The organism is Pseudoalteromonas porphyrae (assembly GCF_001298125.1).
Taxonomy (GTDB): Bacteria; Pseudomonadota; Gammaproteobacteria; order Enterobacterales; family Alteromonadaceae; genus Pseudoalteromonas; species Pseudoalteromonas neustonica.
The window spans coordinates 1-25441 of sequence record NZ_LHPH01000009.1; the positions used below are offsets into that span (position 1 = coordinate 1).

At 38.7% G+C, this 25441-nt stretch carries 20 protein-coding genes and 2 pseudogenes; 15 read left to right on the top strand and 7 right to left on the bottom strand.

Going from position 1 to position 25441, the window contains the following annotated elements; all coding sequences use genetic code 11:
* Together ADS77_RS22365 and ADS77_RS09615 are read left to right on the top strand one after the other, a co-directional pair.
* A pseudogene (locus tag ADS77_RS22365) lies at nt 1-209 on the top strand (IS1595 family transposase); the annotation flags it as partial.
* A 72-nt stretch (nt 210-281) separates the two neighbouring features.
* Complete coding sequence (locus tag ADS77_RS09615) at nt 282-1286, top strand: transposase (protein ID WP_235575753.1); 1005 nt, start codon at nt 282-284, stop codon at nt 1284-1286.
* Between the two features lie 1334 nt (nt 1287-2620).
* Here ADS77_RS09615 and ADS77_RS09625 read toward each other — a convergent pair.
* Nucleotides 2621-3208, bottom strand: a pseudogene (locus ADS77_RS09625) (transposase); the annotation flags it as partial.
* A gap of 266 nt (nt 3209-3474) precedes the next feature.
* Here ADS77_RS09625 and ADS77_RS09630 point away from each other — a divergent pair.
* The 4 genes from ADS77_RS09630 (at nt 3475) to ADS77_RS09650 (ending at nt 6794) form a co-directional block, all read left to right on the top strand.
* Complete coding sequence (locus tag ADS77_RS09630; RefSeq protein ID WP_054206938.1) at nt 3475-3969, top strand: hypothetical protein; 495 nt, start codon at nt 3475-3477, stop codon at nt 3967-3969.
* A 340-nt stretch (nt 3970-4309) separates the two neighbouring features.
* Entirely contained in the window at nt 4310-5344 is a 1035-nt protein-coding gene (locus tag ADS77_RS09635) for a GGDEF domain-containing protein (protein WP_054454124.1), read from the top strand.
* Between the two features lie 290 nt (nt 5345-5634).
* Nucleotides 5635-6045 (top strand): DUF6559 family protein, encoded by a 411-nt coding sequence (locus ADS77_RS09640; RefSeq protein ID WP_054454125.1) that lies wholly within the window; start codon nt 5635-5637, stop codon nt 6043-6045.
* Nucleotides 6046-6470: 425 nt separating this feature from the next.
* Complete coding sequence (locus ADS77_RS09650; RefSeq protein ID WP_054205522.1) at nt 6471-6794, top strand: DUF2834 domain-containing protein; 324 nt, start codon at nt 6471-6473, stop codon at nt 6792-6794.
* A 100-nt stretch (nt 6795-6894) separates the two neighbouring features.
* Here ADS77_RS09650 and ADS77_RS09655 read toward each other — a convergent pair whose 3' ends face one another.
* The 3 genes from ADS77_RS09655 to ADS77_RS09665 all read right to left on the bottom strand — a co-directional run bounded on the left by ADS77_RS09655 (nt 6895) and on the right by ADS77_RS09665 (nt 10799).
* Nucleotides 6895-7632, bottom strand: a complete 738-nt coding sequence (locus tag ADS77_RS09655; protein ID WP_054205521.1) for a DUF3726 domain-containing protein — start codon at nt 7630-7632, stop codon at nt 6895-6897.
* A 10-nt stretch (nt 7633-7642) separates the two neighbouring features.
* On the bottom strand, nt 7643-9352 hold the full coding sequence (locus tag ADS77_RS09660) for a hypothetical protein (RefSeq protein ID WP_054454130.1): 1710 nt from the start codon (nt 9350-9352) through the stop codon (nt 7643-7645).
* Nucleotides 9353-9899: 547 nt separating this feature from the next.
* The gene (locus ADS77_RS09665) at nt 9900-10799 is read right to left on the bottom strand and encodes a LysR family transcriptional regulator (RefSeq protein ID WP_054205519.1); all 900 of its coding nucleotides are present in this window, start codon (nt 10797-10799) and stop codon (nt 9900-9902) included.
* A gap of 93 nt (nt 10800-10892) precedes the next feature.
* Here ADS77_RS09665 and ADS77_RS09670 point away from each other — a divergent pair, with 93 nt between their 5' ends.
* The 7 genes from ADS77_RS09670 to ADS77_RS09700 all read left to right on the top strand — a co-directional run bounded on the left by ADS77_RS09670 (nt 10893) and on the right by ADS77_RS09700 (nt 18294).
* Nucleotides 10893-12338, top strand: a complete 1446-nt coding sequence (locus tag ADS77_RS09670) for an aldehyde dehydrogenase family protein (protein ID WP_054454132.1) — start codon at nt 10893-10895, stop codon at nt 12336-12338.
* Nucleotides 12339-12352: 14 nt separating this feature from the next.
* On the top strand, nt 12353-13345 hold the full coding sequence (locus ADS77_RS09675) for a dipeptidase (RefSeq protein ID WP_054205517.1): 993 nt from the start codon (nt 12353-12355) through the stop codon (nt 13343-13345).
* 87 nt (nt 13346-13432) lie between these two features.
* Nucleotides 13433-14992, top strand: coding sequence for a BCCT family transporter (locus ADS77_RS09680; protein WP_054454133.1), 1560 nt, complete (start codon nt 13433-13435; stop codon nt 14990-14992).
* Nucleotides 14993-15140: 148 nt separating this feature from the next.
* Nucleotides 15141-15515 carry a RidA family protein gene (locus tag ADS77_RS09685; RefSeq protein WP_054205515.1) on the top strand — a complete coding sequence of 125 codons (375 nt, stop codon included), beginning with the start codon at nt 15141-15143 and terminating at the stop codon, nt 15513-15515.
* 104 nt (nt 15516-15619) lie between these two features.
* Nucleotides 15620-15937, top strand: coding sequence for a hypothetical protein (locus ADS77_RS09690; protein WP_054454136.1), 318 nt, complete (start codon nt 15620-15622; stop codon nt 15935-15937).
* 319 nt (nt 15938-16256) lie between these two features.
* A complete protein-coding gene (locus ADS77_RS09695; RefSeq protein WP_054454137.1) occupies nt 16257-17324 on the top strand; it encodes a porin in 1068 nt (355 codons plus the stop codon).
* Nucleotides 17325-17553: 229 nt separating this feature from the next.
* Nucleotides 17554-18294 carry a hypothetical protein gene (locus ADS77_RS09700; protein ID WP_064436010.1) on the top strand — a complete coding sequence of 247 codons (741 nt, stop codon included), beginning with the start codon at nt 17554-17556 and terminating at the stop codon, nt 18292-18294.
* A gap of 343 nt (nt 18295-18637) precedes the next feature.
* Here ADS77_RS09700 and ADS77_RS09705 read toward each other — a convergent pair whose 3' ends face one another.
* Nucleotides 18638-20899: a response regulator gene (locus ADS77_RS09705; RefSeq protein ID WP_054454140.1), complete on the bottom strand. Its 2262-nt coding sequence runs from the start codon at nt 20897-20899 to the stop codon at nt 18638-18640.
* 9 nt (nt 20900-20908) lie between these two features.
* Complete coding sequence (locus ADS77_RS09710; protein ID WP_054454142.1) at nt 20909-22180, bottom strand: PotD/PotF family extracellular solute-binding protein; 1272 nt, start codon at nt 22178-22180, stop codon at nt 20909-20911.
* Nucleotides 22181-22702: 522 nt separating this feature from the next.
* Between ADS77_RS09710 and ADS77_RS09715 the strand changes: the two genes are divergently transcribed.
* Nucleotides 22703-23461 carry an EAL domain-containing protein gene (locus tag ADS77_RS09715; RefSeq protein WP_054454144.1) on the top strand — a complete coding sequence of 253 codons (759 nt, stop codon included), beginning with the start codon at nt 22703-22705 and terminating at the stop codon, nt 23459-23461.
* A gap of 118 nt (nt 23462-23579) precedes the next feature.
* Here the strand turns inward: ADS77_RS09715 and ADS77_RS09720 are convergent, their stop codons facing one another.
* Nucleotides 23580-23981: a YkgJ family cysteine cluster protein gene (locus ADS77_RS09720; RefSeq protein WP_054205505.1), complete on the bottom strand. Its 402-nt coding sequence runs from the start codon at nt 23979-23981 to the stop codon at nt 23580-23582.
* Between the two features lie 206 nt (nt 23982-24187).
* Here ADS77_RS09720 and ADS77_RS09725 point away from each other — a divergent pair, with 206 nt between their 5' ends.
* A complete protein-coding gene (locus tag ADS77_RS09725; protein ID WP_082355651.1) occupies nt 24188-25417 on the top strand; it encodes an ABC transporter substrate-binding protein in 1230 nt (409 codons plus the stop codon).
* Nucleotides 25418-25441 lie beyond the last annotated feature (24 nt).

Sequence of the window (25441 nt, forward strand, 5' to 3'; positions counted from 1 at the left end):
AACGCTTGATTGGCTTGGATAACCAAAGAGTGGTAGAAGGTATTTACCATATCCAAACACTTAATAATTATATGATGCGCTGGAAGGCATGGTTAAGACGTTTTAATGGCATTGGTACAGACTACATTGAGAATTATTTAAGCTGGTTTAGGTTTATGGAAGATAACACTGAGTATTCAGATCAAACATGGATAAAAGAGGCATTATGATATGAATTTTTAATACCCACACTCAACTACAACATAGCCTATTACATACAGTTCAACTAAGGTTGATATTTTATGACTCGCGCAAGAAAAAAGCTGATTGATTTAGCATCGACATCTTATTATCACTTAATCTCACGATGCGTGAGACGTGCATTCTTGTGTGGTGATGATAAATACACAGGTAAAAACTTTGATCACCGTAGGGCGTGGTTGGTAGAGCGAATTAAGTTATTAAGTAGCGTGTTCGCTATTGAGATTGCCGCCTACGCGATTATGAGCAATCACTACCACCTTGTTGTGAACGTCAATAGACGTCAAGCACTTGATTGGTCAGATGATGAAGTAATTGAACGCTGGTATCAACTTTATAACGGCCATGTTTTAGTCGACCGCCATTTAAATGGTGAGCAGTTAGATAAGCCGAGTTTGCTCTTTTTCAATGAGATCATCGCTAAATGGCGCGCAAGGCTTTATGACATCAGCTGGTATATGAAAAACCTCAATGAGTACATTGCCCGCGAAGCCAATAAAGAAGATAACTGCACGGGCAAGTACTGGGAAGGGCGCTATAAGTCACAGGCATTATTAGATGAAACCGCAGTACTCAGTTGCATGGCCTACGTTGATTTGAATCCTATCAGAGCAAACATAGCCGATACGCTTGAAGACAGTGATTTTACCTCAATTCAAGAGCGTATAGCACATTTCAAAGCCTTTACCACAGACACGGTCAAATCAAATAACCCCCTCAAACAAAAAGATACTGTTCAACATGAAAGTCAACCAGCGCAGTTAAAGCCATTTGGTGGTAATCATATTAAAGGCACGATCCCCTTTGCCTTACTGGATTACATTGAATTAGTCGACTGGAGTGGCCGCCAGATAGATCCAAAGAAAAAAGGGCATATCAACAAAAGCATTCCAAAAGTGCTCCTAACGTTGAATATAGAAGAACCGCAATGGCTTGAATCCATTCAACGTTTCAGGCAGCAGTACTCAAATTTTGCAGGCAGCAAACAACGGTTAAAGCAGCAAGCCGCCAGCAACGATGTAAAATGGTACAAAGGCGCAGGCTGAACAGTTGCATCTTTATTGGTTTGTTTAAAAAACACCTTATTAAACAAAGTGATGATCTAGCTTTGCCTTTATTTACCCAAAATTCCTTCAAATCAACTCAATTCTAAGTTCTGTAACTAATAGTGTGGAAAAAAGAATGATTCGGTTACCTACGATGGTAGAGGTGCAAAATTTTCTGGCAAAATATATGCCTGTCCTTTTTTACTCCGTGAGAAAAATATCCTTGCTTAACGGTTAAACATTAGGTTTAATGAATAGATAATAAACGCTGAGCAATGCAGGGATAGCTTAGATACGATAGACACGCCAATGAAATTGGTTTGATATCGCTTAGGCCATAAAAAACCTTTCTTTATAAGTTAAGTCCATAGCATAAACAACACCAACTCTATACACCGAGCAGGTAGCGCCTCAGTCCAACAAGCGATTATGCAACACAAACTGCGTGTTGCATAAATACTCAAATGTTATATGCAACATGGAGAGTTTTGTATTGAATCATCTACCTTTAAAAGAAAAGCTAGCATTCATTTTATGTATTAGTTTTGCTACTTTAATCCTAATTACTGGTATTTACGATTTTTTGATTGTCGAATTCATAGCTAGGGATCTAGTAATGACTATTGGCGTATTTCTTATGCTGTTAAGCGCAGGCTTAATGCCGAAATTATTCTTCTCGCCATTAACTAATATTTTAAAATCAGAAAGCATCCCAACGATAGGGAATCCAAGAGTCCAACAGTGGCTTTCATTGTCAGGAGTATTTATCTGTTCACTCGGTTTGGTTTGGCGATTGTTGCTATAACACATATGAGCCTTAACTCTGTCAATAGGCATTAGTGTTCTTTTTGACCGTTTTTATACAGTGACGGTCAACTTCAAATCAATAAACAAATTCGTTTACTTCGTCTGTCGATGCGGCTGTTAAGCAAGTTGCTTACGGCAAACACATATAGAGGCTCTCTTATTGCGATCTCATCGCAGCCTATTTTTTTCCATATCCTTATGGATTTGTAGGGGCACTACGACTAAATGGATTTAGAAGGTAGAGCGAAGCAGGATGCCAGAGCCGAGACACTCATCGGTTAACCTAATCATGGCACTATTCAAGGCGGCTGGTTTCATCATTATGATCCAGTTAGTTTCAGGCTCAAGTCAGGTGTAAGCGACTTTGTTTATTGTATTAATGCACGCATACTGAGCGTCTAATCAAGGCAAGTGGCTTAGGTCTGTAGGTATATAATCAGGTTAAACCTTGTTGGTTATTAACTCACCCAATTAATTGATGCTCAGCCTTAAATCCAGTTAGATGTTCAGCTCACTCAGTACCGTGACTAACTCTTTAAGAATTTTGCTTCATCGAATACCGTCTCTTTTTTAAGCATATAATAAACACAGCGACCAAGCTTATGCGCAAGCGCTGACAGTGCTTTGGCTTTGCTCATTCGTTTTTGTAGTTTTTCAAGGTATTTATTGGCGTTGTGATTGTGACGCAGCAGTAATACGGCAGCTTCCGAGAAAGCCCATTTGAGATGTGCATTGCCAATTTTATTACCTTGGGTGCCGTAGGTTTTGCCGGCAGACTCTGCTTTGCATTTGACTAACCGACTATATGAAGCGAACTTTTGTACGCTTGAAAAGCGATTGATGTCACCAATTTCGTAAATAATGGTGAGTGCAAGAATGCGGCCTATACCATTAATTGTTTGCAAAATATTAAGGTGAACAGGGTTGTGCTGTTTAGCCATTTGTTCAATACAATGCTCTAAAGGCTTAAGTTCCTTGTGATAGCAATCGAGTATGGCCATGTTTAAATTAATAGAGCGTTGTACAACGGGGTCAGGAAAGTAGTAGCGCATCTTTTCTCTGTCGCAGACGTTCTTTAAATTGACATTGTGGGCAGGTAAATTGTGCTGGCTGTCTAGTTTATTGTCTGTTTATTTCAATTATGAGTTTCGTAAAGCTATTTACTACTAACACCTAAAAACAAAGCTCTGAGAATTATTTACACTGTTATTCGTAAAAGTTGCAATTAATTGATTTTTGTGTGCAGTTTTACATACTGATATATTAGTTTATATTTTTTAAGTTGTTGATTTTATAATATTAGTTCTGTTTTTTCATTTCTGGTTCAACATTTGCTTCTAATAAGTTCATACACAATGTTTAAACTTAAAAAGGAGTTATTATGAGTAATGTTATAACGGGTTTATTTGAGAATGCTTCAAAAGCAACATTAGCAATCTATAGATTAGAGGCGCTAGGTGTTTTAAATTCAGAAATTAGCATTGTTGCCAACGATTCTTACACAAAAGATGATTTTGCTGTTGATGAAGGCACAAAAGCTGCTGAAGGCGGCATAATTGGAGCTGCATCAGGCGGCGTATTAGCGGCAATTGTTGGTGGTTTGACTGCTGTTGGTGTTGTGGCTAGTGGCGGAACTGGATTGATCGTTACTGGTCCTGTAGTGGCGGCTCTTGCTGCTGGCGGTGCTGGTGCCGCTGCCGGTGGTACAGTAGGTGCTATCATTGGTGCTTTTATACCTGAGCATGAAATCAAATATTATGAAGATGCCATTGCCAAGGGATCAGTTCTATTAGGTGTTAAATATACCAGTGAGAACAAGAGTGATATTGAGGACGCGCTTAAAAATGCAGGTGCTGAAAACGTATCTACAGCATAAGGTAAGTACATTTTTTGCGTGCGAATAGCGTGCATATTACCTAAGGATGCGGAGGAGCTAGTTATAGCTCCTCCGCTTTTTTTATTGTTTATAAAAAATAGAGTAACGATATAAAAAGAGCATGTTGACTCTCCCATCTAATGTTACCTCACCATTGGATGATATTTACGCTTATTATTTGATTGCAAAAAAAAATTTACATAAGTTAATCTGTTAGGGTGGTTTATTTTAGATTGATTTATTTAATGCAATTATCTATATTGGTCCGGTAAGTGTTACATAAAATAATAAAAGTAAGCTAAAGCAATTTGGCATATCTAATCAATGAGTAACAAAGCCCATGGATACTAATACTTCACTTTCGCAGTCCGCCAAGCATTTGAAAAAAGTTATTCCTATGATGTCGAGCTTTAAAATACCGTTTACCCCAGTCAATTATGCGATTTGGTATTGTTATGTATTAGGCCGTAACTTAGAGTTTAACTTACGCCTTGATAATATATTAAAAAGCTACAAAACCTGCCCAGCAGATAAAGCTCGCGCATTATTTGATGAGTTTTTATCAGATAAAGATCTCGCTTTGTTTTATGAGATCTCTACGAGCTTTCAAGACACTATTGAAGATGTAAAAGAAGACATTGATAAAACACTTGCAACTTCTCAAGGGTTTTCGGCATTTCTATACCAGTGTAATTCGGGACTGCAGGGCATTAAGAATAATAGTGTTGAGTCATATGATGAAGTGCTTGGTATTGTCGATCAACTCACGGAAGAATCAGTGCTTATGCAACAAAATGCGTATTCATTTCAGAAAAAGTTAGAAAGTGCCTACGCAGAGATATCAAATTTAAAACAAACACTTTTAAGTACTCAAGAGGCTGCTAATACTGACTCGTTAACGGGGTTGTATAACCGAGGTCGATTTGACCTTGATATCGCTCATTTTTGTAATGAGGAAGCGCCATTAGGAATGAACCATGCATTGATATTTATAGATATTGATCATTTTAAAAAATTTAATGATGATTTTGGACATCAAAAAGGTGACGATGTACTCAAAGTCGTTGCTAATAAAGTACTTAATGCATGCGGTGATTCGTTTAAAGGATATCGATATGGTGGTGAGGAATTTTGCATTTTAGGTGATTTTTCAGGTATTTCAAATGCATTAAACTTTGCGGAAAGACTTCGTAAATCAATTGCAAAGCTCTGTGTTAAAAGTAAGAAAAGTGATAAAAAACAGCGAGCTATATCAGCCAGTTTTGGTATTGCATTGTTCGAGGAGGGTAATACTACACCGGCTTTTATTGAGCGTGCGGATAAAGCATTATATTTAGCCAAAGCATACGGAAGAAACCGTGTAGAAATAGCATAAAATAGTTGTTGCCTTAACTCAATGTGAGTCAAATACTATTACATAAGCGAGGGGAATTTTGATTACTTTGGCAAATATTCAAAATGGCGGAGTACCGTCTTGTTAGAGTAAATAAAAGCATTAACTCAACGTCACATCTGATTATTAATTTATTACAGTGATTTCCAATTAATGGCTTCATTAAGAGATTGAGTCAAAATTGGTGATCAGTTATGGTTGATACATCAATAAAAATAAATTTTAAATGAGTAACTCTGTAGGCTCGTTAAATAACTCAAGGAAGGTTGACTATGTTTCAAGGTTTTTTCAAAAGACGTAAAATCAAAAAATACGCTAGAAGCCTGCCTTTAGTCTTGAAGGCACAATACGGATATAAAAAATATTATACTCAAGCGCAGGTAGATAGTGTTATCAAACGAAAGAGAATTGGTAATCACAGTAGTACGGATGTGATCGATAACTGCTATGCATATGCAATGTATTGTTCCCCAGCAGAATTTAAAAATATTTATGATAGTGCTGGCGAGTCTTGCGATTATATTGCTATGCGTAGTGATGTATCTGATACTTTATTTAACGGAGTATCTGATTTTTCATTCGCCACACTTTTAGCCGAATCATCAAATTCAGCGTTAAATTCTTCGGGGAGTTTTGGAGGCGGAGATGGCGGTACAGATGGCGGCGGGGGAGGTGGTGATTAGTCGTCACTCAGTAATATACCCAAGCCACCTCAAGATGCAGTTTCAGTTGGAGTTAAAAGCGATTTAGGCAAGGCATTGATTGCAAATAATGGTTGTTCCCTTGTTAAAATCAATAACGCTGTATAAATCGCTTTTAAACCAACCCGTTGGGCGTTTCACAGGCGCTTACTCTCAGCGTTGTTACTTTTTAAAAGGGATGACCATTGTTGCAAAGTAACGCCTTGATATTAAACACCTGTGAAACGCTGAAGTCTGTATCTTGAGGCGGCTTGGGTATATGATACTCCTTGTTTTTTAAGGAGTTGGTACTTCGGGCTTTCGGGTTCGTAAGCCCAAATCTCATGCTACTTTTTATAGCGACAAAAAATGGCTCTGCGTAGTCTAAGTCAATAGTAATTATTACACTCCATAGGTAGGAGCAAGTTTTGTCTAAATTATATTTATTTTTAACGGTGCTTGGCATTGCTATTCCTTTTGGTGCATTTATTCCTTGGTTGGTAAATAATGGGTTAGATTTTACGGCTTTATTTTATGCTGCAGTCATTAACCCAATTAGCATTTTTGCTTGGTTAGATGTGTTAGTTGCTGCTTTGGTATTATTAATATTTATCGCTGTAGATGGTAAAAGAAACAAAGTTAAATACCGCTGGTTGGCAATTCTTGGAACGTTATCTATTGGCGTGTCATTTGGCTTTCCTTTGTATTTATATTTAAAAGAAAAGCAGTATTTAGATTTAAAAAAGGCCTAAGTAGGTGTGGGGGGGTAGTTGGGTGAGTTTTTATATTTTTACTCCACAGGTAAGCAAACCTCTTAACCTGAAATTAGGCTGAGAGGTTTGTATTATTAAATTAGCGCCCGCCGGCATCTAACCTTGAGCGTTCGGTATTTTCTACTAAAACACCAGCCCCTAGTTTATTTATTTTTTGCCATGTACTTTCATCTATCTCAATACCAAAATCGACTGATTTTTCTTTGTTTTTTTCAATTTGCTTAGGTGTAATAATCAAGCTATCACTGCTTTGCAACGACGAGGTTAGGTCAACACGTGAGCTGCATATAATGGTGAGTGCTTGCTTATCTTCACCATTGGTTATGAGATTAGTAACTGCTTGACTATAACTTGGGTAGCGTTTGCCTGAGCAAATAGCTGCGGTGTGCTCGGTGACGGTATCGCTGCCATTTTTCCAATAAGCGGCTGCGCTGATCCCTCTACGACCTCGGTCTGTTAGTGCTTTGAGAACAAACATCCGGTTATGGCAGTTATGTACTGTGACTGTTGCAATTCCTACCTCAAGTGCTTTTGCATGAGCAAGATCAACGGCGGCGGCAATGCAATTAAGTGCGCTGCGGTGATGAGCATCGATGATGGCTGAGGTGCTATCTTCGTAAATTACATTGCTTAATGGTTTGTCAAAATCATTACAAATGTAGGGGAGCGCATGTTTAAGTTCAGTTAAACCATTTAAACCATGTTTTTCTAGCCATAGCACCATGTTTGCAGCGTCTTCGTAATTGCCAACAAAATAGCCGCTTGCTTCAAAGCACCTGCGTAAAGAGGCTTTAAATTCATTCATTGAAATATTCACAGTATTTTCCTCATTGCTTTGGGATCAATGGCATAAACCAATCATCACTAAATGGTTTACCGATGTCTTCAAGTAATGGTGCACCTTGAAACATAGTGTTTCTAACCCATAATCGTGAACGAGGGTCAAACTTACTTACACCAAAAAAAGCGAGTTTGCAGCGCAGTAAATGCATTGGCAGTACGTTTTTATCAAGTAAATTTGCCTGGATATCACCATACACACAACGGTCCATACCTTGAATGCGTCTAACAATTCCGCGTAATTTTGGGTGAGCAACCATGAAGCGGGCGGTTATCTGACTTGGGTTTGCTGCAATGTAGTCAACCAAGATGTTATAGCATTTTCGTACAGCGTAACCGACGGCTAATGCCATGGCTTTCTTTTTACCTTCTACGTCAGCAATACTGCCTAGGCGCGGCTCCATTTTTTCTTCTGATCGATACCAGTAGGTTTCGCGCGCGCCTTCTGCGTCAAAGTCAATCGCCAACGCCCAGTCATAACGGCGTTCAATTACCGCTTTTAATTGGTGTAGTGGCATCAGTGGATCTAAATCAAGGTTTTCATCAGCGCAGTGAAAATCTTCTAGATCATCAACCAGTTCAGGGTAAAGTTCGAGCATAACTGAGACAAGGATTTCTTGGCTTTGCAGCGAGCAGTGCTGCTCACTAAAGGCAATTAATTCATTCCAGCTAGTAAAATTAGTGACTACCTGCTCAGTTAGCTTATTCATTTCTTGGGCGAGTATGATGTTGTGTTGAGTTTGCTGCTTATCTTCGGTGATTGTTTCATGTGTATGTTGCGCACAACGTTTTAGTAGTTCAAGCAGTGTTGTTTTGATTTGTGATGTAATAGCACCGAGTGAGCGAATACGGGCGAGTGCTAATTCGCGCATTTCAATCCATTGGTTAATTAACACAGGATGATTAACTAAGTAGGGTGCCATGCCAAGGCCAGTTGAGTTACCTATGCCAAAGTAACGTTTAATATCGGCGCGCATTGGTGTGAATGTTTGTTCGTTACGGTGACGTGCAATATGCTCCACTTGTAGCAAACTAAAGTTACGTAGCATAAAGCAAACAAACATTTCACTGGCAAATGGACGTGCGAAATCGCGATGTTTTTGTTGTACTTTTTCCCAATCAGCCATACCTAGCTTACCACTACCGTATACGGCTGTAGTACGATAGAGATAACCCACTTCGGCAATTTTACTTACATCGGGTTGTTGTCCTGTAGCCAATTGATTTACTACGTAATCAAAATTGCGAGCGCTGCGGTTTGCACGTGATAATACAAATACACGGGAGTCTACGCGTCCAGCCTCTTGTTTTGGTACATTTTCTTTTAACTTTGCAATGTACTCAGGATTAACACGGCCTTCAACTAACGCCATGGTTAAATCCCACTTCGTTGCAATTACGCGGTCGTTGCGTTCTTCAGGTAATAATAAGTCTGAGAATAATACAAAACTAAACAGCCCATCAGGCGCGTTCACTTCATAAACAACAGTACCAAACCCGTCGTTGTTAAGCTCAAAAGTGGCCAATTCAATCTTCCACCGTTCACGAAAAATTCTACGTACTAAAGTACGCATAAAACTTAACCGGCTTTGGTGCAAAGAACCCAATCGTTCAAGGTTCATTACTTGGCTTGGGGGGCGAAGTGGTAGTGCGTTATCACCCCAAAGTGAGGCGCGGATATCTGCATGTTTAGTCATGTTAATGATCTCTTTTATACAGTTTTAATACCTAAAATCTTTTTATAATAGCAACTCAGTTATGGCTGTTAACCACCTTCGTTTTTATTTATTAAAATGTTTAGGCAATGTGTGTTCAAAACTGGTTTTTATATAAGTGGTTCTTCATTTTTGAACCAAAATTTACATTGTTACAAGTCAAAAAAGTCTATCTGTTGATAAGTAAAACTTATTGCTTGAATTCAAGTCTTGCTAAAACACATTAGGGCGTGTTGATCTTTCGTGATTAATTTTGCAGCCGTATGTTTGGTATTTAGGCAAGGTATAGCCTATGTAGTGTGGTTGTTCCCCATAAATAGGCGGTAACGCAGTATAAATGCCAAACATGCGCTGCCCAAAGGGTTCTTCCTAGGGGCGATTGACTCTTTGTTGATCGATTTTTACTTAGCCCGCTAGGTTACAAACCTCGCGCCGCGATTAAATCGCCCCTAGATTGAACAAATTTCAATCCACAAAGGTCAACACGCCCTAGCATATAGCCTATAAAATGGAATTTGATAGGCCTGCTTTATTGTTGCGCCGCCCCCTGTTTTAAAATGAAATCAGCGAATGCTTGAGCTGCTGGTGAAAGTGATGAGTTTTTAAGTTGCACGATACCAATTTGACGTATCACATGAGGTGTTTTTAAGGGAATAAAACACAGTGTTTTATTGTGCTCTGGAAACGCAAAGCGTGGCAATGTTGTAATACCAATACCTGCTTCGAGCATGGCGATTAACGAGAGCATATTGGAAATATAAAATTGTGAACCGTCAAGTAAAGGAGCTGCTTCGGTTTCTTCTAACAAGCGCGATGTGCCATTACTAATTAAGCGTTGATCATGTAAATCCTGCCAGTGCAGCTCGCTATTATTCGCAAGTGGGTTTTCGTTGTGGCATACCACGCCAATCTCGTCCTGCCAAATTGGAGTAAATAAAATATTATTATGTTCGTGACCATGAGGGAGGCTGGCAATACCAATATCCACTTGTTGCTTTTCAATTTTTCTTAGTACTGCTTCTGAGTTGTCATCGTAAAAACTGATATGAAGATCCGGTGAATCAGCAACAAATTTAGACAATAAATTAGGCAAGAGCCGACATGCAATAGAAGGTACAGAGGCGAGCCGTAAATGCCCTGATTTATTGTTTCGCATTAACATCATGTCTTGCGAAATGCTGTCGTGATGAGCAATTAGCTCCTTTGCTTTAGGTAAAAAATGTTTACCAAAAGGGGTTAACTCCGTCATCGTACTTTTAGTGCTACGCTTTTCAAAAACGTCGGCGCCTAATTTATTTTCAAGGTCGCGTATTGATAAGGAGATAGCAGGCTGCGTACGACACGCCTTTTGCGCAGCATAATGAAACCCTTTTAATTCAGCAACCCAGACGAAGTGACGAAGTTGAGCAATCTTAAATTCAGGTAACACGATAAGTTTTCCTTATCAAAAGATATTAATTATTAATTTTAGTTATTAAAGCATGCTTCTTATACTGAATCCAATTAATTAATGGAGGTATTTATGTCATCAGTTTCAGTTTTTTGTAATTACATCGCAGGTCAATGGGTTGAAGGTGCAAGCTCTATTGCTAATGTTAGCCCAGCAGATTTAAGCGACACGATTGGACATTATGCCCAAGCCGATAAAGCCCAAACCGAGGCTGCCCTTGATGCCGCAGTCGCTGCTCAGCCTAAATGGCAAGAAAGTGGCCTTGAAGAACGCTACCGCGTATTAATGGCAATTGGTGATGAGTTAATCGCTCGTAAAGATGAATTAGGTAAGTTACTAGCACGAGAAGAAGGTAAAACATTGGCTGAAGGTGTTGGTGAAACCTATCGTTCAGGGCAGTTTTTTCATTACTATGCAGCAGAAGTGTTGCGTCAAATGGGCGAAACTGCTGACTCGGTTCGCCCTGGTGTTGAAATTCAAACGCACCGTGAACCCGTGGGCGTTGTGGGTATTATTACACCATGGAACTTTCCAACGGCAACCGGAGCATGGAAAATTGCGCCTGCATTAGCATTTGGTAATGCGATTATATTTAAACCTGCAAATCAAGTGCCTGCAAGTGCCTGGGCGCTAACTGAGATTATTTCTCGCCAAGGTTTACCATCAGGTACATTTAATTTAGTAATGGGCCCAGGTGCTGAGGTGGGTGATTTACTTATTCATTCCAAAAAAATTAATGCTTTAACATTTACCGGCTCTTTGGAAACTGGCCGAAAAGTAGCAGCGGCAACCGCAGTCAACTTAGTCAAGTGTCAGCTCGAAATGGGCAGTAAAAATGCATTAGTAATATTGGATGATGCAGATTTAGACAATGCTGTGGAATGTGCAGTTGGCGGCGCTTTCTTTGGTACAGGGCAAAAGTGCACCGCGTCTTCACGATTAATTGTAACTGAAGGGATCCATGACCGCTTTGTAGCGGCTGTTATCAAAAGAATGGAACAGTTGGTTGTTGGCCACCCACTTAAAGAGGGCGTGCATATTGGCGCGGTAGCCGATGCCCGCCAAATGGAGCAGAACCTTCGCTATTTAGACATTGCTAAAAATGAAGGTGCTACCTTGGCTATTGGCGGTGAAGTTGTGACAGAGGATACCGAAGGTTACTACCTAAAACCGGCATTATTTATTAATACTACAAATGATATGACCATCAACCGTGAAGAAGCATTTGCGCCTATTGCTTGTGTGATCAAGGTTAAAGACTATGAAGAAGCGCTTGCGACCTTAAACGATACAAACTACGGCTTAACCGGTGGAATTTGTACTCAGTCTCTTAAATATGCGACCGATTTTAAGCGTCGCGCACAAACAGGATGTGTAATGATCAATTTACCCACTGCGGGTACTGATTACCATGTGCCCTTTGGTGGCCGTAAAGAATCTAGCTTTGGGGCACGCGAGCAAGGCACGTACGCTAAAGAATTTTACACTGTGGTTAAAACCACTTATATCCGTTCATAACCAAGGAAAGTGCTATGCATGACAACCTAATAGTTATTGATGGCTTGCAATATTCTAATTGGAATAGGGCTATCTTTGAACAGTTAAAAAGTGGCGGTGTAACAATGGTCCACGTGACCATTGTTTACCACGAGCAAATTCGCGAAACATTGCTTCGAATAGGGCAGTGGAACCGTCTTTTTGAGCTGCACCACGATTTAATTATGCCGGTTAAAAGCACGGCTGATATCTACTTAGCAAAAAAGCTAGGCAAAGTAGGCATTATGTTTGGTGCACAAAACTGCTCTGCGATTGAAGACGATATTGCAATGATTGAGATCATGCGTGAGCTAAACTTGATGATTATGCAGTTAACTTACAACAATCAAAGTTTATTAGCTTGTGGTTGTTACGAAGCCGTTGATAGTGGTGTTACGCGCTTTGGCCGGCAGGTTATTAAAGAGATGAACCGCGTAGGGATGATTGTTGATATGAGCCACAGCGGTGAGCGTAGTACGCTTGATGCGATTGAAATATCGCAGCGACCAATTGTTATTTCGCATGCAAACCCCAGTAGTTTTCATGCTGCAAAGCGTAATAAATCAGACGAGGTATTAAAAGCATTGGGAGAGTCTGGTGGGTTACTGGGCTTTAGTTTGTATCCGTTTCATTTAAAAAATGGCCCAGATTGCACTCTCGATGAGTTTTGCGACATGGTGGCTAATACCGCTGATCTAATGGGGATTGATCATATTGGAATTGGCACCGATTTATGCCAAGAACAACCGATCTCGATTTTGCAGTGGATGCGCAACGGTCGCTGGTCAAAAGAAATGGATTATGGGGAAGGGTCTAAATCAGATGCTGATTGGCCAAAACCTTTGTCTTGGTTTAAAGATAGTCGCGACTTTCCTAATATCACTCAAGGTTTACAGGCGCGTGGCTTTCATGATGAAGAGGTAGCAAAAATAATGGGCTTGAATTGGTTGAATTTCCTTGACCAAGGGCTACAGGCACAAAAGGTATAAAACGGATTTGGTGTAAGGAGCAATAGCATAGTATCAACGTAACATCTTGATAAATTATAACTAAAAGAGATCCATCAGGAGACGATAATGAATACCTCTAAAACAGCAATAGAACAGAGTGAGGAAGATAAAACCAAAATTAAGTTTTTGGCGAGTGTCGATATGCCCGTGTTTTTAATTAGCGGCGGGGTGTTGGTGCTGTTTGCAGCGTTAGCACTTTACGATATTCAGCTTATGTCGGGTTGGATCAACGCGGCTTTTACTTTTTCTACTCAGACCTTTGGTGCTTTTTGGCAAGTACTTTTACTTTTAACTTTTGTGATTGGTATTTTCTTAGCCGTAGGTCGAACGGGATCAGTTGTTTTAGGGGGATTAAAAGCGCCTGAAATTTCTACTTTTAAATGGATTTGCATCATTATGTGCACACTTTTGGCTGGTGGCGGTGTATTTTGGGCTGCCGCCGAACCCATGGCACATTTTACTTCGCCGCCACCACATTTTGGCGGTGAAACAGGCACCAAAGAAGCTGCTTATAATGCGTTAGCGCAAAGCTTTATGCATTGGGGGTTTTTAGCGTGGGCAATTCTAGGGAGTTTGACTGGTATAGTTTATATGCATTTACATTATGAGAAAGGCTTACCGCTAAAGCCACGCACTTTATTATACCCGGTGTTTGGTGATCGCGTAATGACAGGTCCTTTTGGCGCTATTGTTGATTCGTGCTGTGTGTTAGCGGTTGTTGCGGGCACTGTTGGGCCGATTGGCTTTCTTGGTCTACAGGTGAGCTTTGGTTTAGAAAAGTTATTTGGAATACCTAACACTTATACAACGCAAGTTGCTATTTTATTTAGCTTAATCGGTATTTACACTTTATCGGCAGTCAGTGGTGTTACTAAAGGTATTCAATTATTGAGCCGTTTTAATGTGATTCTAGCTGTGGCGCTAATGGTGTTTATTCTTGTGATGGGACCAACCGCTTTTATTGTTGATAGTTACTTGCATTCTTTTGGTCTGTATCTAAATGAATTTATCCCTATGGCGACCTTTCGTGCTGATAAAGGCTGGTTAGACTGGTGGACAGTGTTCTTTTGGGGTTGGTTTTTAGGGTATGGCCCTTTAATGGCGATGTTTGTTGCACGGATCTCTCGTGGCCGAACGATTCGTGAAATGATCTTATTGATTTCTGTTGTAGCCCCTGTGATCACGTGTTTTTGGTTTACTATAGTGGGTGGTTCAGGCTTGTTTTTTGAGCTGACTAACCCTGGTGTTATTTCTGTGCCGTTTACTGGTTTTAATCTACCTGCCGCCTTATTAGCAATCACAGAGCAGCTACCCATGGGCTTTGTTATCTCGGTATTATTTTTAATACTCACCACTATCTTTGTTGCCACAACGGGCGATTCGATGACGTATTCGGTGTCAATGGTTATGACAGGCACAGATCACCCGCAAACCTCAATTCGCGTATTTTGGGGAATTATGATGGGGGTAATGGCAGCCTTATTAATTTCAATTGGCTCAGGCGGTATTTCTGCATTGCAGTCTTTTATTGTGGTCACGGCGGTGCCAGTGTCGTTTGTACTATTACCGTCACTTTGGACAGCGCCACAAATTGCTAAAAAAATGGCGGATGAACAAGGCTTATAAACTCAAATAAAAGAGGCAAATATAACGGCCTCTTTTATTAATTAAATAATTACAAAGTCCTATGTTGTCCTAACAGCATGGGCAAATAACCAACCACAACCAACTGTAATGTTAATTACTTACTTAAATAACCAGAGCAGAAATTAAAATGAAAACACCTGTTAAAACTAATTTATTTGCATCAAAGGCGCCGTTAGAGTGGGCTATTATTGCAAATGGCACATTATCGACGGCGCAAATCCCGATTGATTCACAAGGCAACGTTGTCGATGGCGGTATTACAGCACAAGCCCGCCAAACAATGGAGAACTTTAAGCATACAATTGAAGCCGCAGAGTTGACGATGAATGATGTAACGCAAGTACTTATTTATGTTACTGACCGTTCACAACTGCCAGCGTTTAATGCGGTTTATGCTGAGTATTTCCAAGCGCCATACCCAAACCGCGCCGCAATGATTGTGGCAGGTTTAGCGCGTGAAGAAATGTTATGTGAAATTGTTGCCTACGCAGCTGTTCCTTAAAACGCATAATTAGGCCTGCCCCTACAGGCCTAATACCTACAGAACGTCAAAGTACAGTACTCCCCCGTCTTACTTGCTCAATCAGCAAATTTTTTAAAAGGATAATGCATGCGAACCACGTTTATATCTTTCTCGCTTTGTTTACTAGCTGCTTTATCTTGTTATTAGGGAATGGTTTGATCAATGTGCTATTGCCTGTTCGAATAGGGCTTGATGGTGTTGATTTAGACACAATTGGTATGGTGCTGTCGCTTTATTTTGTTGGGTTGTTAGTGGTCGCTATTTACAGCACTAATTTAATTCGCCGTGTGGGACACATTCGTATGTTTGCCGGATGTGTTGCATTAGGGGCTGTGAGTATTCTTATTTGCAGTATTTACCCAAGGCAGCGCCTATGGTGTGCGGTTGCTCCCCATAAATAGGCGATAACGCAGTATAAATTCCAAACATACGCTGCTATTTCAACCATTATTGACTTTGATCTTCGGATTAACCATGTAGAGGAAAAAATAAAATAAAACTAATTATTTTTATTTAAATGTAAATTATTTAATTTAATCTAATATATTATATTTCTGGTTTTATTAATAAGGATTACTTATTAATTTATTAAATTTATTGATTTCACTATTTGTCTTGTTGTTCTTATTATAATCAACGTAATTAATAATAAAAATGAATGGTTGAAACCAGCTTGACTAAGTCTTGTTTGGAAAATAATTTTAACACTGGGGAAATATTATGAAATTAGTAACACAACTTCTATTAGTAGCAACACTTGTAACACCCGCAGTAGCAAAGGCAAATAGTGACCTATTCAATTGGTACGGTAGTATTCGTGTACAAATACAAGACACTAATAAAGGCAATGTAGAATATAAAGACAATTATTCTCGTTTAGGTGCGTTTGGTAGCGCTGAAATTATGGATGGTATAAAGGCTACGTACAACTTTGAATTTAGGCTGTTTACAGATGATGGTTCATTTGCTGGAAATGATACACGGGCTCGTCTTGCTAACGTGGGTTTAGAAGGTAAGTTTGGTTCTATTTTAATAGGTAAGCAATATTCACCGCATTGGAATTTTACAGATAATGCCATTGATGTTTTTGCAGATATTGACGAATCAGCAGGATGCACAAACGAATCAACAGGCGTTATTTGTCATACTCATCGCTATGGTTTGTGGGCCGTAGATGCCGCTGGAAATGGGCATTATATCGAATATTTGCGCCCTGATCGTGCTGTTACGTACATGACACCTGATATGAATGGCTTTCAAGCAGCACTCATGGTGGTTACTAATAATGGTGACGTAAAGGCAAACCTTGCAGGTGATAAAGATGAAAGTATCGTTGGTTACAATTTAGCAGCTAAATATATTATAGGCGATTTCACTGTTTCAGCATCGCGTTATGACCTAACAGGTATGGTAGGAGATAATAAAGTAGATGCAGTTCAAGTTGCTTACAATCGTGGCTCGTTGAGCCTAGCTGCCCGCTATCAGGACTCCAGTGATGTTCGTTTTTACGCTGGTTTAAAAGCAACGGGTGAAATTGTTAACGAAAAAGTGATAGAGGTATATTCGGGTTATAAAATAGGGGATTTTCAGCTTCAAGCAACGTATGCCGATGTAGCAATGGACTCTGTTAGTGGTTTAACAGTCGATACTAATCAAGCCATCTTTGATGTGATATATAATCATAAAGCGGGGAGTTTTTATATTGAATATAGTATATGGGGAGATGAAGCTGAAAAGGTCTATGAAGCTGAAGATAAAATTTTAATAGGTTATAGGTTTGACTTTTAATATTCTTAATAATTTAAAATGGCAAGTCACCGCTTAAATAAGTGGTGATTTTTATTAATGAAATCAATAAAAACGATAAAGATCACGGGTTTTTTCAATCCTTTTTTATTGGTTTAATTATGAAAATTGATCTTAAACATAATTGTTACACTTTTTTACTTTTTTGTTCTTGTTAAAGGTAAGTTTAAATGTAAACTCTGCAAAAATGTTAACTGTTGGTATATTTATAATGATGAAATTTAATGTAAGTTTAATTTTTTTAGGGTTGTTAGTAAGTGGTTGTACAAGCGAAACTGAATCTGATCTTTTAAAAACAAAGGCAATTCAGGCTGAGTATCGAATTAGCTCTGATGGTGAGCGCACTAAAATAAACGCGGAGCTAAATACAGGTAACTCATTTGGGTCTAATATCCGCTTGTCAAATGGTGATAAGTTATATGCTGAAGCCGCAGGTAAACGCATTACGCTTACAGAAGACACCGACTTATTAGATATTGATTACGAAGGGAAGTTTGATATAACGCAAGGGAATACAAAATTTAGTATCGATTTGGTTAGAAAAGATGAGAAAAATGCGGAGTCTGAGGTTGAGTTACCACTTAATTTTATCATCCTAGCACCGAGTAATGGTATATCAATTAAGTACAATCAACGTGTAACTGTTCAATTAGATGGTTTAGATCCGGCCAGTAAAACAGAGCTTGTTTTAAACTACGGGTGTGATGATTCAAATGGCGGCACGTTTACAGGATCTGCAAGTACCACAATTGCAAATGTTGCCAGCTTTGACTTTAATTTAAGTGAAAAAGACATTTTAGATGCGAATGCGCAAAACAGTTACAAAAACTGTGAGGTAGATGTTGTCGTAAATAGATACAGAGAAGGCACAATATCAAAAGAACTTGCAGACTCAAGTTTTATTAGCGCCTATCAAGTAAGAGAAATAAAAGATATTAAATTCACCTTTTAATTCATTATTAGGGCGTGTTGATATTTCGTGATTGATTTTACAGCAGTCTATTTGGTATTTAAGCAAGGCAGCGCCTGGTGTGTGGTCTGTTCCCCATAAATAGGCGATAACGCAGTATAAATGCCAAACATGGGCTGCCCTTTTAGTTCTGCCTCGAGGATACCTACATGAATGTAGGCAAGGGGCGTGATCAGGACACACAAGCTTTGCCTCGTTTTTACTTATTCTCACATGGATGTGAGCCAGTAGAATAACGCAGGACTAGTTATCGAGCCCACTCGGTTACAAACCTCGTGCCGCGATTAAACCGCCCCTAGATTGAATAAGTTTCAATCCACAAAGGTCAACACGCCCTGTGATACTTGTTTAATATACTCACTAAATTTTTGAATATAATAGGCTTACTTAAGAAGTCGTTCATGCCTGCATCAAAGCAACGTTGACGATCTTCTTCCATAACATTGGCTGTGATAGCTATTATAGGTGTGTGTGTGTATGCAGCAAGTAAGCGAATAAGATGTGTAGCTGTGATGCCATCCATTACGGGCATTTGCATATCCATCAAGACTATATCGTAGTGGTTAGTTTTACAGTTGTTGAGTGCTATTTCACCATTCTCAGCGGTTTCTATATTTTTAATGTTTAACTCAGCCAACAAGCCCTTTAGTACAATTTGATTTATAGGACTATCTTCAACAATCAGAATCGTAATATTATCTGGATCAAAATTTAGCTTAATATTAGTGTCACTTTTCTTAAAAGGCTCTGCTTTTGATGCGAGGTCACACGTAATATTAAAATAAAAAGTAGACCCTTTATTGATTTCACTATTGACCTCTAAAGTGCTGCCCATCAAGCTCAGGAGCTTGTTTGAGATTGTCAGGCCAAGCCCGGTTCCACCAAAGCGACGGGTTATGGAAGAGTCAGCTTGTGAAAAAGCATCAAATAATGAACTGATATTGTCAGGCGCAATACCTATACCGGTATCAGAAATGCTAAAAATGAGGTTAACACTTGATGTGCTTTTGCTTTTTAGTTCAATTGCTAAGCTAACATATCCAGATTCAGTAAATTTAACGGCATTACTAAGTAAATTGATTAAAACTTGTTTTAAGCGCGTTTCATCGCCATTAAGAAAGTCGAAGGAGTTATCAATAGATTTTGGTATAAGCAGCTTAATTTGCTTTGAATGTACAAGCGGATTAAACATTTGCTCTAGTTCATTTAATATTGAACTTAATTGAAAAGTGCTTTTTTCTAGCTTGATATTACCAGAATCAATTTTACTCAGATCAAGTATGTCATTTAAAATAACGAGTAAACTTTTACTGGAGGAGTTGACTAAATTAAGCATTTTTTGTTGTTCAGGCATTAATTCTGTGTTTTCAAGTAACCGTACCATGCCCAATATGCCATTCATTGGGGTGCGTATTTCATGACTCATGTTTGCTAAAAACTCAGACTTTATGCGTGATGTTTCTTCGGCTTCTTTTTTTGCTAACAGCAAGTTTTCGTTTAATACCCTAAATTGGTTGGCCGCTTCAGCTAATACGCCAATTTCATCATTACGGTGTGTTTCTGATATATTGATCGATAAGTCGCCCTGAAGTAAGCTTTTAAAATCGTTTGTTAGTCCTTTTATTGCTCTTATGATGTGTAAGTGAAAAAATAGAGCAAAAATAAGAAACAGTACAATAGACAAAAACAATGATCCTTTAATTATACTCTCAGCTTGAGTGATACTTGATTCGCTGGTATTTTTAATCTCCCTTAATAGATTTATTGACTCTTCCCTTAATTGCGCAGCTAAAGCGCTAAACTCCATGGTGTCTCCAGCAATTACAACATTTACTAATGTGAGATAGTTACGGTTTGCTTGAATACTTTTAGTGAAGGTTTTACTAAATTGTACTTTAAGCTCGCTGATCTGCGTTAATACCTGCTGGTTTTGCAATGTGATTGTCTTTAATTGCACTAATAAGAGATCAATATTTTTGAGATTTTTTACCACTTCTTGGCGTTTCTGATATTCCCTATTATTCAAAAAAAGAAACGCATTTCTATTAAGCGTATGCCATGCGTTGGTTAAATTAGCGACGAGTAATTTACTTTGTGTTGTTGTACTTTCAGCCATAACTTGAGTTAGTGTATTGATTGCTAATTCATAAATCGCTGGTAGGTCTTGATCGATCAACGTTGCTTTTTCATTGTAGCGCAGATTAACAACATCTAAACTTTTTCCAAAGTGTACGACTAATGCCTGCATTGATGATAGCAAAGAGGTGATTTTTTCATTTTCGACTTGTAGCTGTGTACTTGCAAGTCGTTGTTTAATGATGGCGTAATTTTTTTCGATTTTATCGAAGATAACTTGGTTACCAGAACTACCAAAAACGGATGTATCGCGTTGTATTTCTAAAATGTCTTTGTTGATCTCAAAAACGTTGATTGAAAGGTTGGTAAGATTAAATATTTCGTCAACAGACTTATCGACAATTGCGATACGTTTTGTGATAACAATATATACAACTAACTGAATTATAATAAATAAAGCTAAAACTGAAAGTACTTTAGCCGCGATAGAGTTAGTCAATTTTGATAGCATGAATATCCCTTATGCATTAAGTAGTTCATACCATTTATCAAGGCTATAGTCATAGTTATCCATAACGGTATTCCATACTGCAATATTCGAGAAACGTTTTTCGTAACTGCCGCCATCACGCAATTGACCTTGTTTAACTGAGACTTTACCATCAGTGCCTAATAAGTCTGATGTAGCTTCTTTTCCTTGGTACCAGTAATCCCATTCAGGCTTACTCATTAACTCTTTACTTCGTTCAGGGTTAGAGATGTAATAACCTTGCCTAGCTATAAACGCACCAGGCCAGCCTGAAAGCCACCAATTCATATAATCGTAAGCAGCATCTTTAACATGCCCCGTTGTATTTGCTGATAGGCACATAACGCCGTGCCATGCCCTATACCCCTCTTTAGGAGATGCATACACAATTGGTAGCCCTTTGCTTCTACAAGCACTTACACCGGGCGAAAACATGCTTTGAAGGTGCACTCGTTTATCTACCATATAATCAACAGATTGTGGTACTGAGGTCCAAAACCCTGCGAAATGTCCGGACTGTTTTTTGCTGATAAGTATTTTAAACAGGGTATCTATTTCGGCTATTGTCATATTGCCTATATTTTTGAAGGTCATTAAGCCTTGTGCTTGTGCGGCTAGCGCGGCATCAAAAAGACCTATAGTTGGTGCATTAACAAGTGCAACACGCCCTTTATTTTTATCATCTAATAACCACCCCCATGATTCAGTTTGATAGGGGACTCCTTGGGCTATAAAGTTAGTGTTATAACCAAAAGAATCTACATTATGCACATAAGGCATAAAACTGATTTGTGATGTGGGCGTTGTGCCTAGGCTGCCATCACTTTGGACAAAGAGAATTTTATTAGGTGCATCACCTGCGCCTATGTTTGCGTCAGGGGTTAATTTCCCTGTTTTAGTCAAAGAATTAATTTCATTCCAGTACTTTAATCTATCAATCTCTAAAGGCTGTATTGCCCCAGCTTGCCATAAAATATTGATAGAGTCTGACCACTGCTCATATAAATCGAAAGAAGATGGATCCGCGGCAGCTTTTTGTAAAACCGCAGCACTGCCTTTTGGTGTAAATTCAAGATTTATCCCCAGTTCCTGCATGGCTTTTAGGCGTAACTCCTCTTGCAAGGTGACATGTGTGCCCATTACGCGCAGAGTTATAGGCTTTTTAGCAAAAACATAAGGGGCTTTAAAAGCAAGTGCGGTTGTTGCTGCACCAACGGTCAGCGTGTTAAGAAAGTGCCGGCGAGTAATTTTTTGTTTAGTCATGTTTTCGCTCAGTAGTTATGTTTTTTTAAGTATAGTTAACATTAGATATTAATGAGATAATTTAATAGTAATAACCATATGAAATGAGGTTGTTTTATATGGACTTTGAGAGTTATTGACTAAACAAACAATGCAGTGGACTTTAATTGCATGACGTTTACGTATATACCCAAGTGACCTCAAGATGCAGGATTCAGCGTTTTACAGGGGCTTAATATCAAGGCGTTACTTCGCAATAATGGCGGTCCCTTTTAAGGAGTAACAACGCAGAGAGTAAGTGCCTGTGAAACGCCCAGAGGGTTGGTTTAAAAGCTATTTATACTGCGTTATTGATTTTGATAAGGGAATTACCATTGCCTGCAATCAATGCCTTGTCTAAATCGCTTTTAATTCCAACTGAAACTCACATCTTGAGGTGACTTGGGTATATTTAGTTAATTTATATACAATTCATTGCATAGACTCATTATGACAGCTAATCTTCTAGGTATCCAAGCAAGACAGATATAATAGGGCTTATAGATGAGTGAATCAATAGATTGCAATAGGGAATGTTGCAATAATTGTAGTGATATTAACGATTTAGACTTTGATTTTACAATGGCTTTTCAGCCTATTGTTAACTGTAAAACTAAGCGTGTTTTTGGTTATGAAGCGCTTGCTCGTGGTTTAAATAATGAGTCAGCTTATTCTGTTATTTCTAAAGTTAATGACGATAACCGTTATTTATTTGATCAGCTTTGTAGAGTGAAAGCAATCGCACTTGCCGCTGAACTTAAACTTGATGGCATGTTGAGCATCAATTTTTTACCAAATGCAATTTACAAACCTGAGCGTTGTATAAGAACGACACTTGAAGCCGCTAAAAAACATAATTTCCCTACTCAGAACATCATGTTCGAATTTACTGAAGTTGAAAAAATTGAAGATACTAATCATGTAAAACGTGTGGTTGAATACTATCAATCACTTGGGTTTAAAACAGCAACCGATGATTTTGGTGCTGGGTATTCGGGTATTAATTTATTAGCAGATTTTCAAACTGATATTGTTAAGTTAGACATGGGGTTGATTAGGGGCATAGATAAAGACCACAAGCGGCAAATTGTTGTTAGGCATTGCTTAAATATGTTAACTGAATTGAATATTTTAGTTTTGGCGGAGGGGATCGAAACGATTGAGGAGTATCAATGGCTAAGTAATGCTGGGGTGGAATTAATGCAAGGGTATTTCTTTGCAAAACCCGGCTTTGAAAGTTTACCTTCAGTGAGTTTTAGTTAAGTTTTAGGTCGAATCAATTTTTTTATACCAAGGTTTAATGACTGTGCAGGCAGCTCCTGATGTTATAGTTTATTACAAGGGCATGCCATTATTGGTACAATGAATTAACATCATTCACTTACGAGTAGCCAGCAGGGCGGCTATCTTGCATTAATAGGTCTAGTTTTTTTTGCGCTTTTTTATAGTTTTCTAAATCGACAATTTCAATCATTTCACATTCATCTCTTACCATTTCAGCAATGAGGCTAGGGTAATGGCGGCAATCTTCAGGCCTATCTAAATAAATGCTGCAGGTGTACTTGTTAGGTGCAGTTGCATTTTTTTTTGGTTCAACCTCAAGGAAAGGGCATTTTGATAATTTTTCGCCTGATTTAGGGTCAAACCATATCTCGTCACCTTTGACGAACTCAAAAATATCAGGATTAAATATTTCCCAAAGATCGATTTCTTCTTTTGTCGCACACAAATCTCCACCGCCGTATTTTATACAACATTTACCGCATTGGTTACAGTCTTTCATAGTTCACTGATTATCAGGCTATACAAATACACATATTAGCATTGATAGTCTTTATTTAGCATTACTGAATCACTTGACTAGCTCCAGCTTAGGTTGTAGCAAGGACTGGCGATTTTGATACTTTGGTATATTGTTAATGCAGGGTTTGGTTATATTAACCTAAAGTATCAATTTTATTCTCGATAAATGGAAATTAAAGGTCACTTATGAGGCTTGTTTTTTGGTTGTTTTTTGTTTTTAATTGTAGTGCTTTTGCGCAAGATCATATTGAAAAACTTGGCGTGTTTAATATCTATCATGATTCAGACTATTCCACCCACAACCCATCCGCAGTTGCTATGCAGATGGGTTTTATGACAGCACTTAATGAAGTTGGCAATACAGTTAACGGCTATCAAATTAATTTTTTAGAAAAAGATAATCGTGGGAATAGTAACCGTAGCTTTTTGACGATGAAACGTTTTTTAAACGACCCCAAAGGCCTCGCTATTCTTGGAGGCTTACATTCCCCACCATATATAAAATATAGAGATTTTATTAATGAAAATGGGTTGTTGCTACTTGTACCGTGGGCTGCGGGAGGGCCAATTACTCGCTATCCAGACGTTAAAAATTGGGTATTTAGATTATCACTAGATGACACTAAAGCTGGCATGAAAATGGTAGAGTACGCAACGCAAATATTAAAGTGTAACTCAGTTGATTTACTTTTAGAAAATACACCATGGGGGATATCTAATCATAAAACCATGACGAATGCCTTGGGCAGTGCGATACCTAATAACGTTTATTGGTTTAATTGGAATGTAAAATTATCTCAGGCCAGCATTTTACTAAAAGAAATTGAGCAATCAAAAAGCGACTGTGTGCTGTTCGTTGGCAATGCTGTTGAAGGAAAGTATTTCGTTAAGGCAATGGCAAATCTACCAAAAGAAAAACAAAAGCCGATAGTAAGCCACTGGGGTATCACAGGCGGTGATTTTTTTAACTCAGTCAGTGGTGAATTAAATAATGGGTTACCGTTATATTTTTTACAAAGTTGCTTTGATTTAAATCGACCCGATTTGGACCTACATACACAGCAGGTGTTAGACATAGCTGCAAAGTTATTCCCTGATGAATTTAAACAAAAAAAGCATTTATTAGCGCCCGCAGGCTTTGTACATGGCTACGATATAGGCAAAATATTGATAGCAGCGATGAGTGATGTTGATTTGGTTGCACAGGTAAATACCGTAAGAGATAGAGTTAGAAAGAAGCTGGAAGAGTTAGATAAACCCATTACAGGATTAATGAAAGTTTATCAGAGGCCTTATTCAATATGGAGCGAGGACAATCCTGATGCGCACGAAGCACTCGGTGCAGAAGATATCTGTATGGCGCAATTTAATAACACCGGACAAATACACATCATTACCCCACAGCGTGAACTATAAAGTATGCTGGTGGCTATAAAAAAA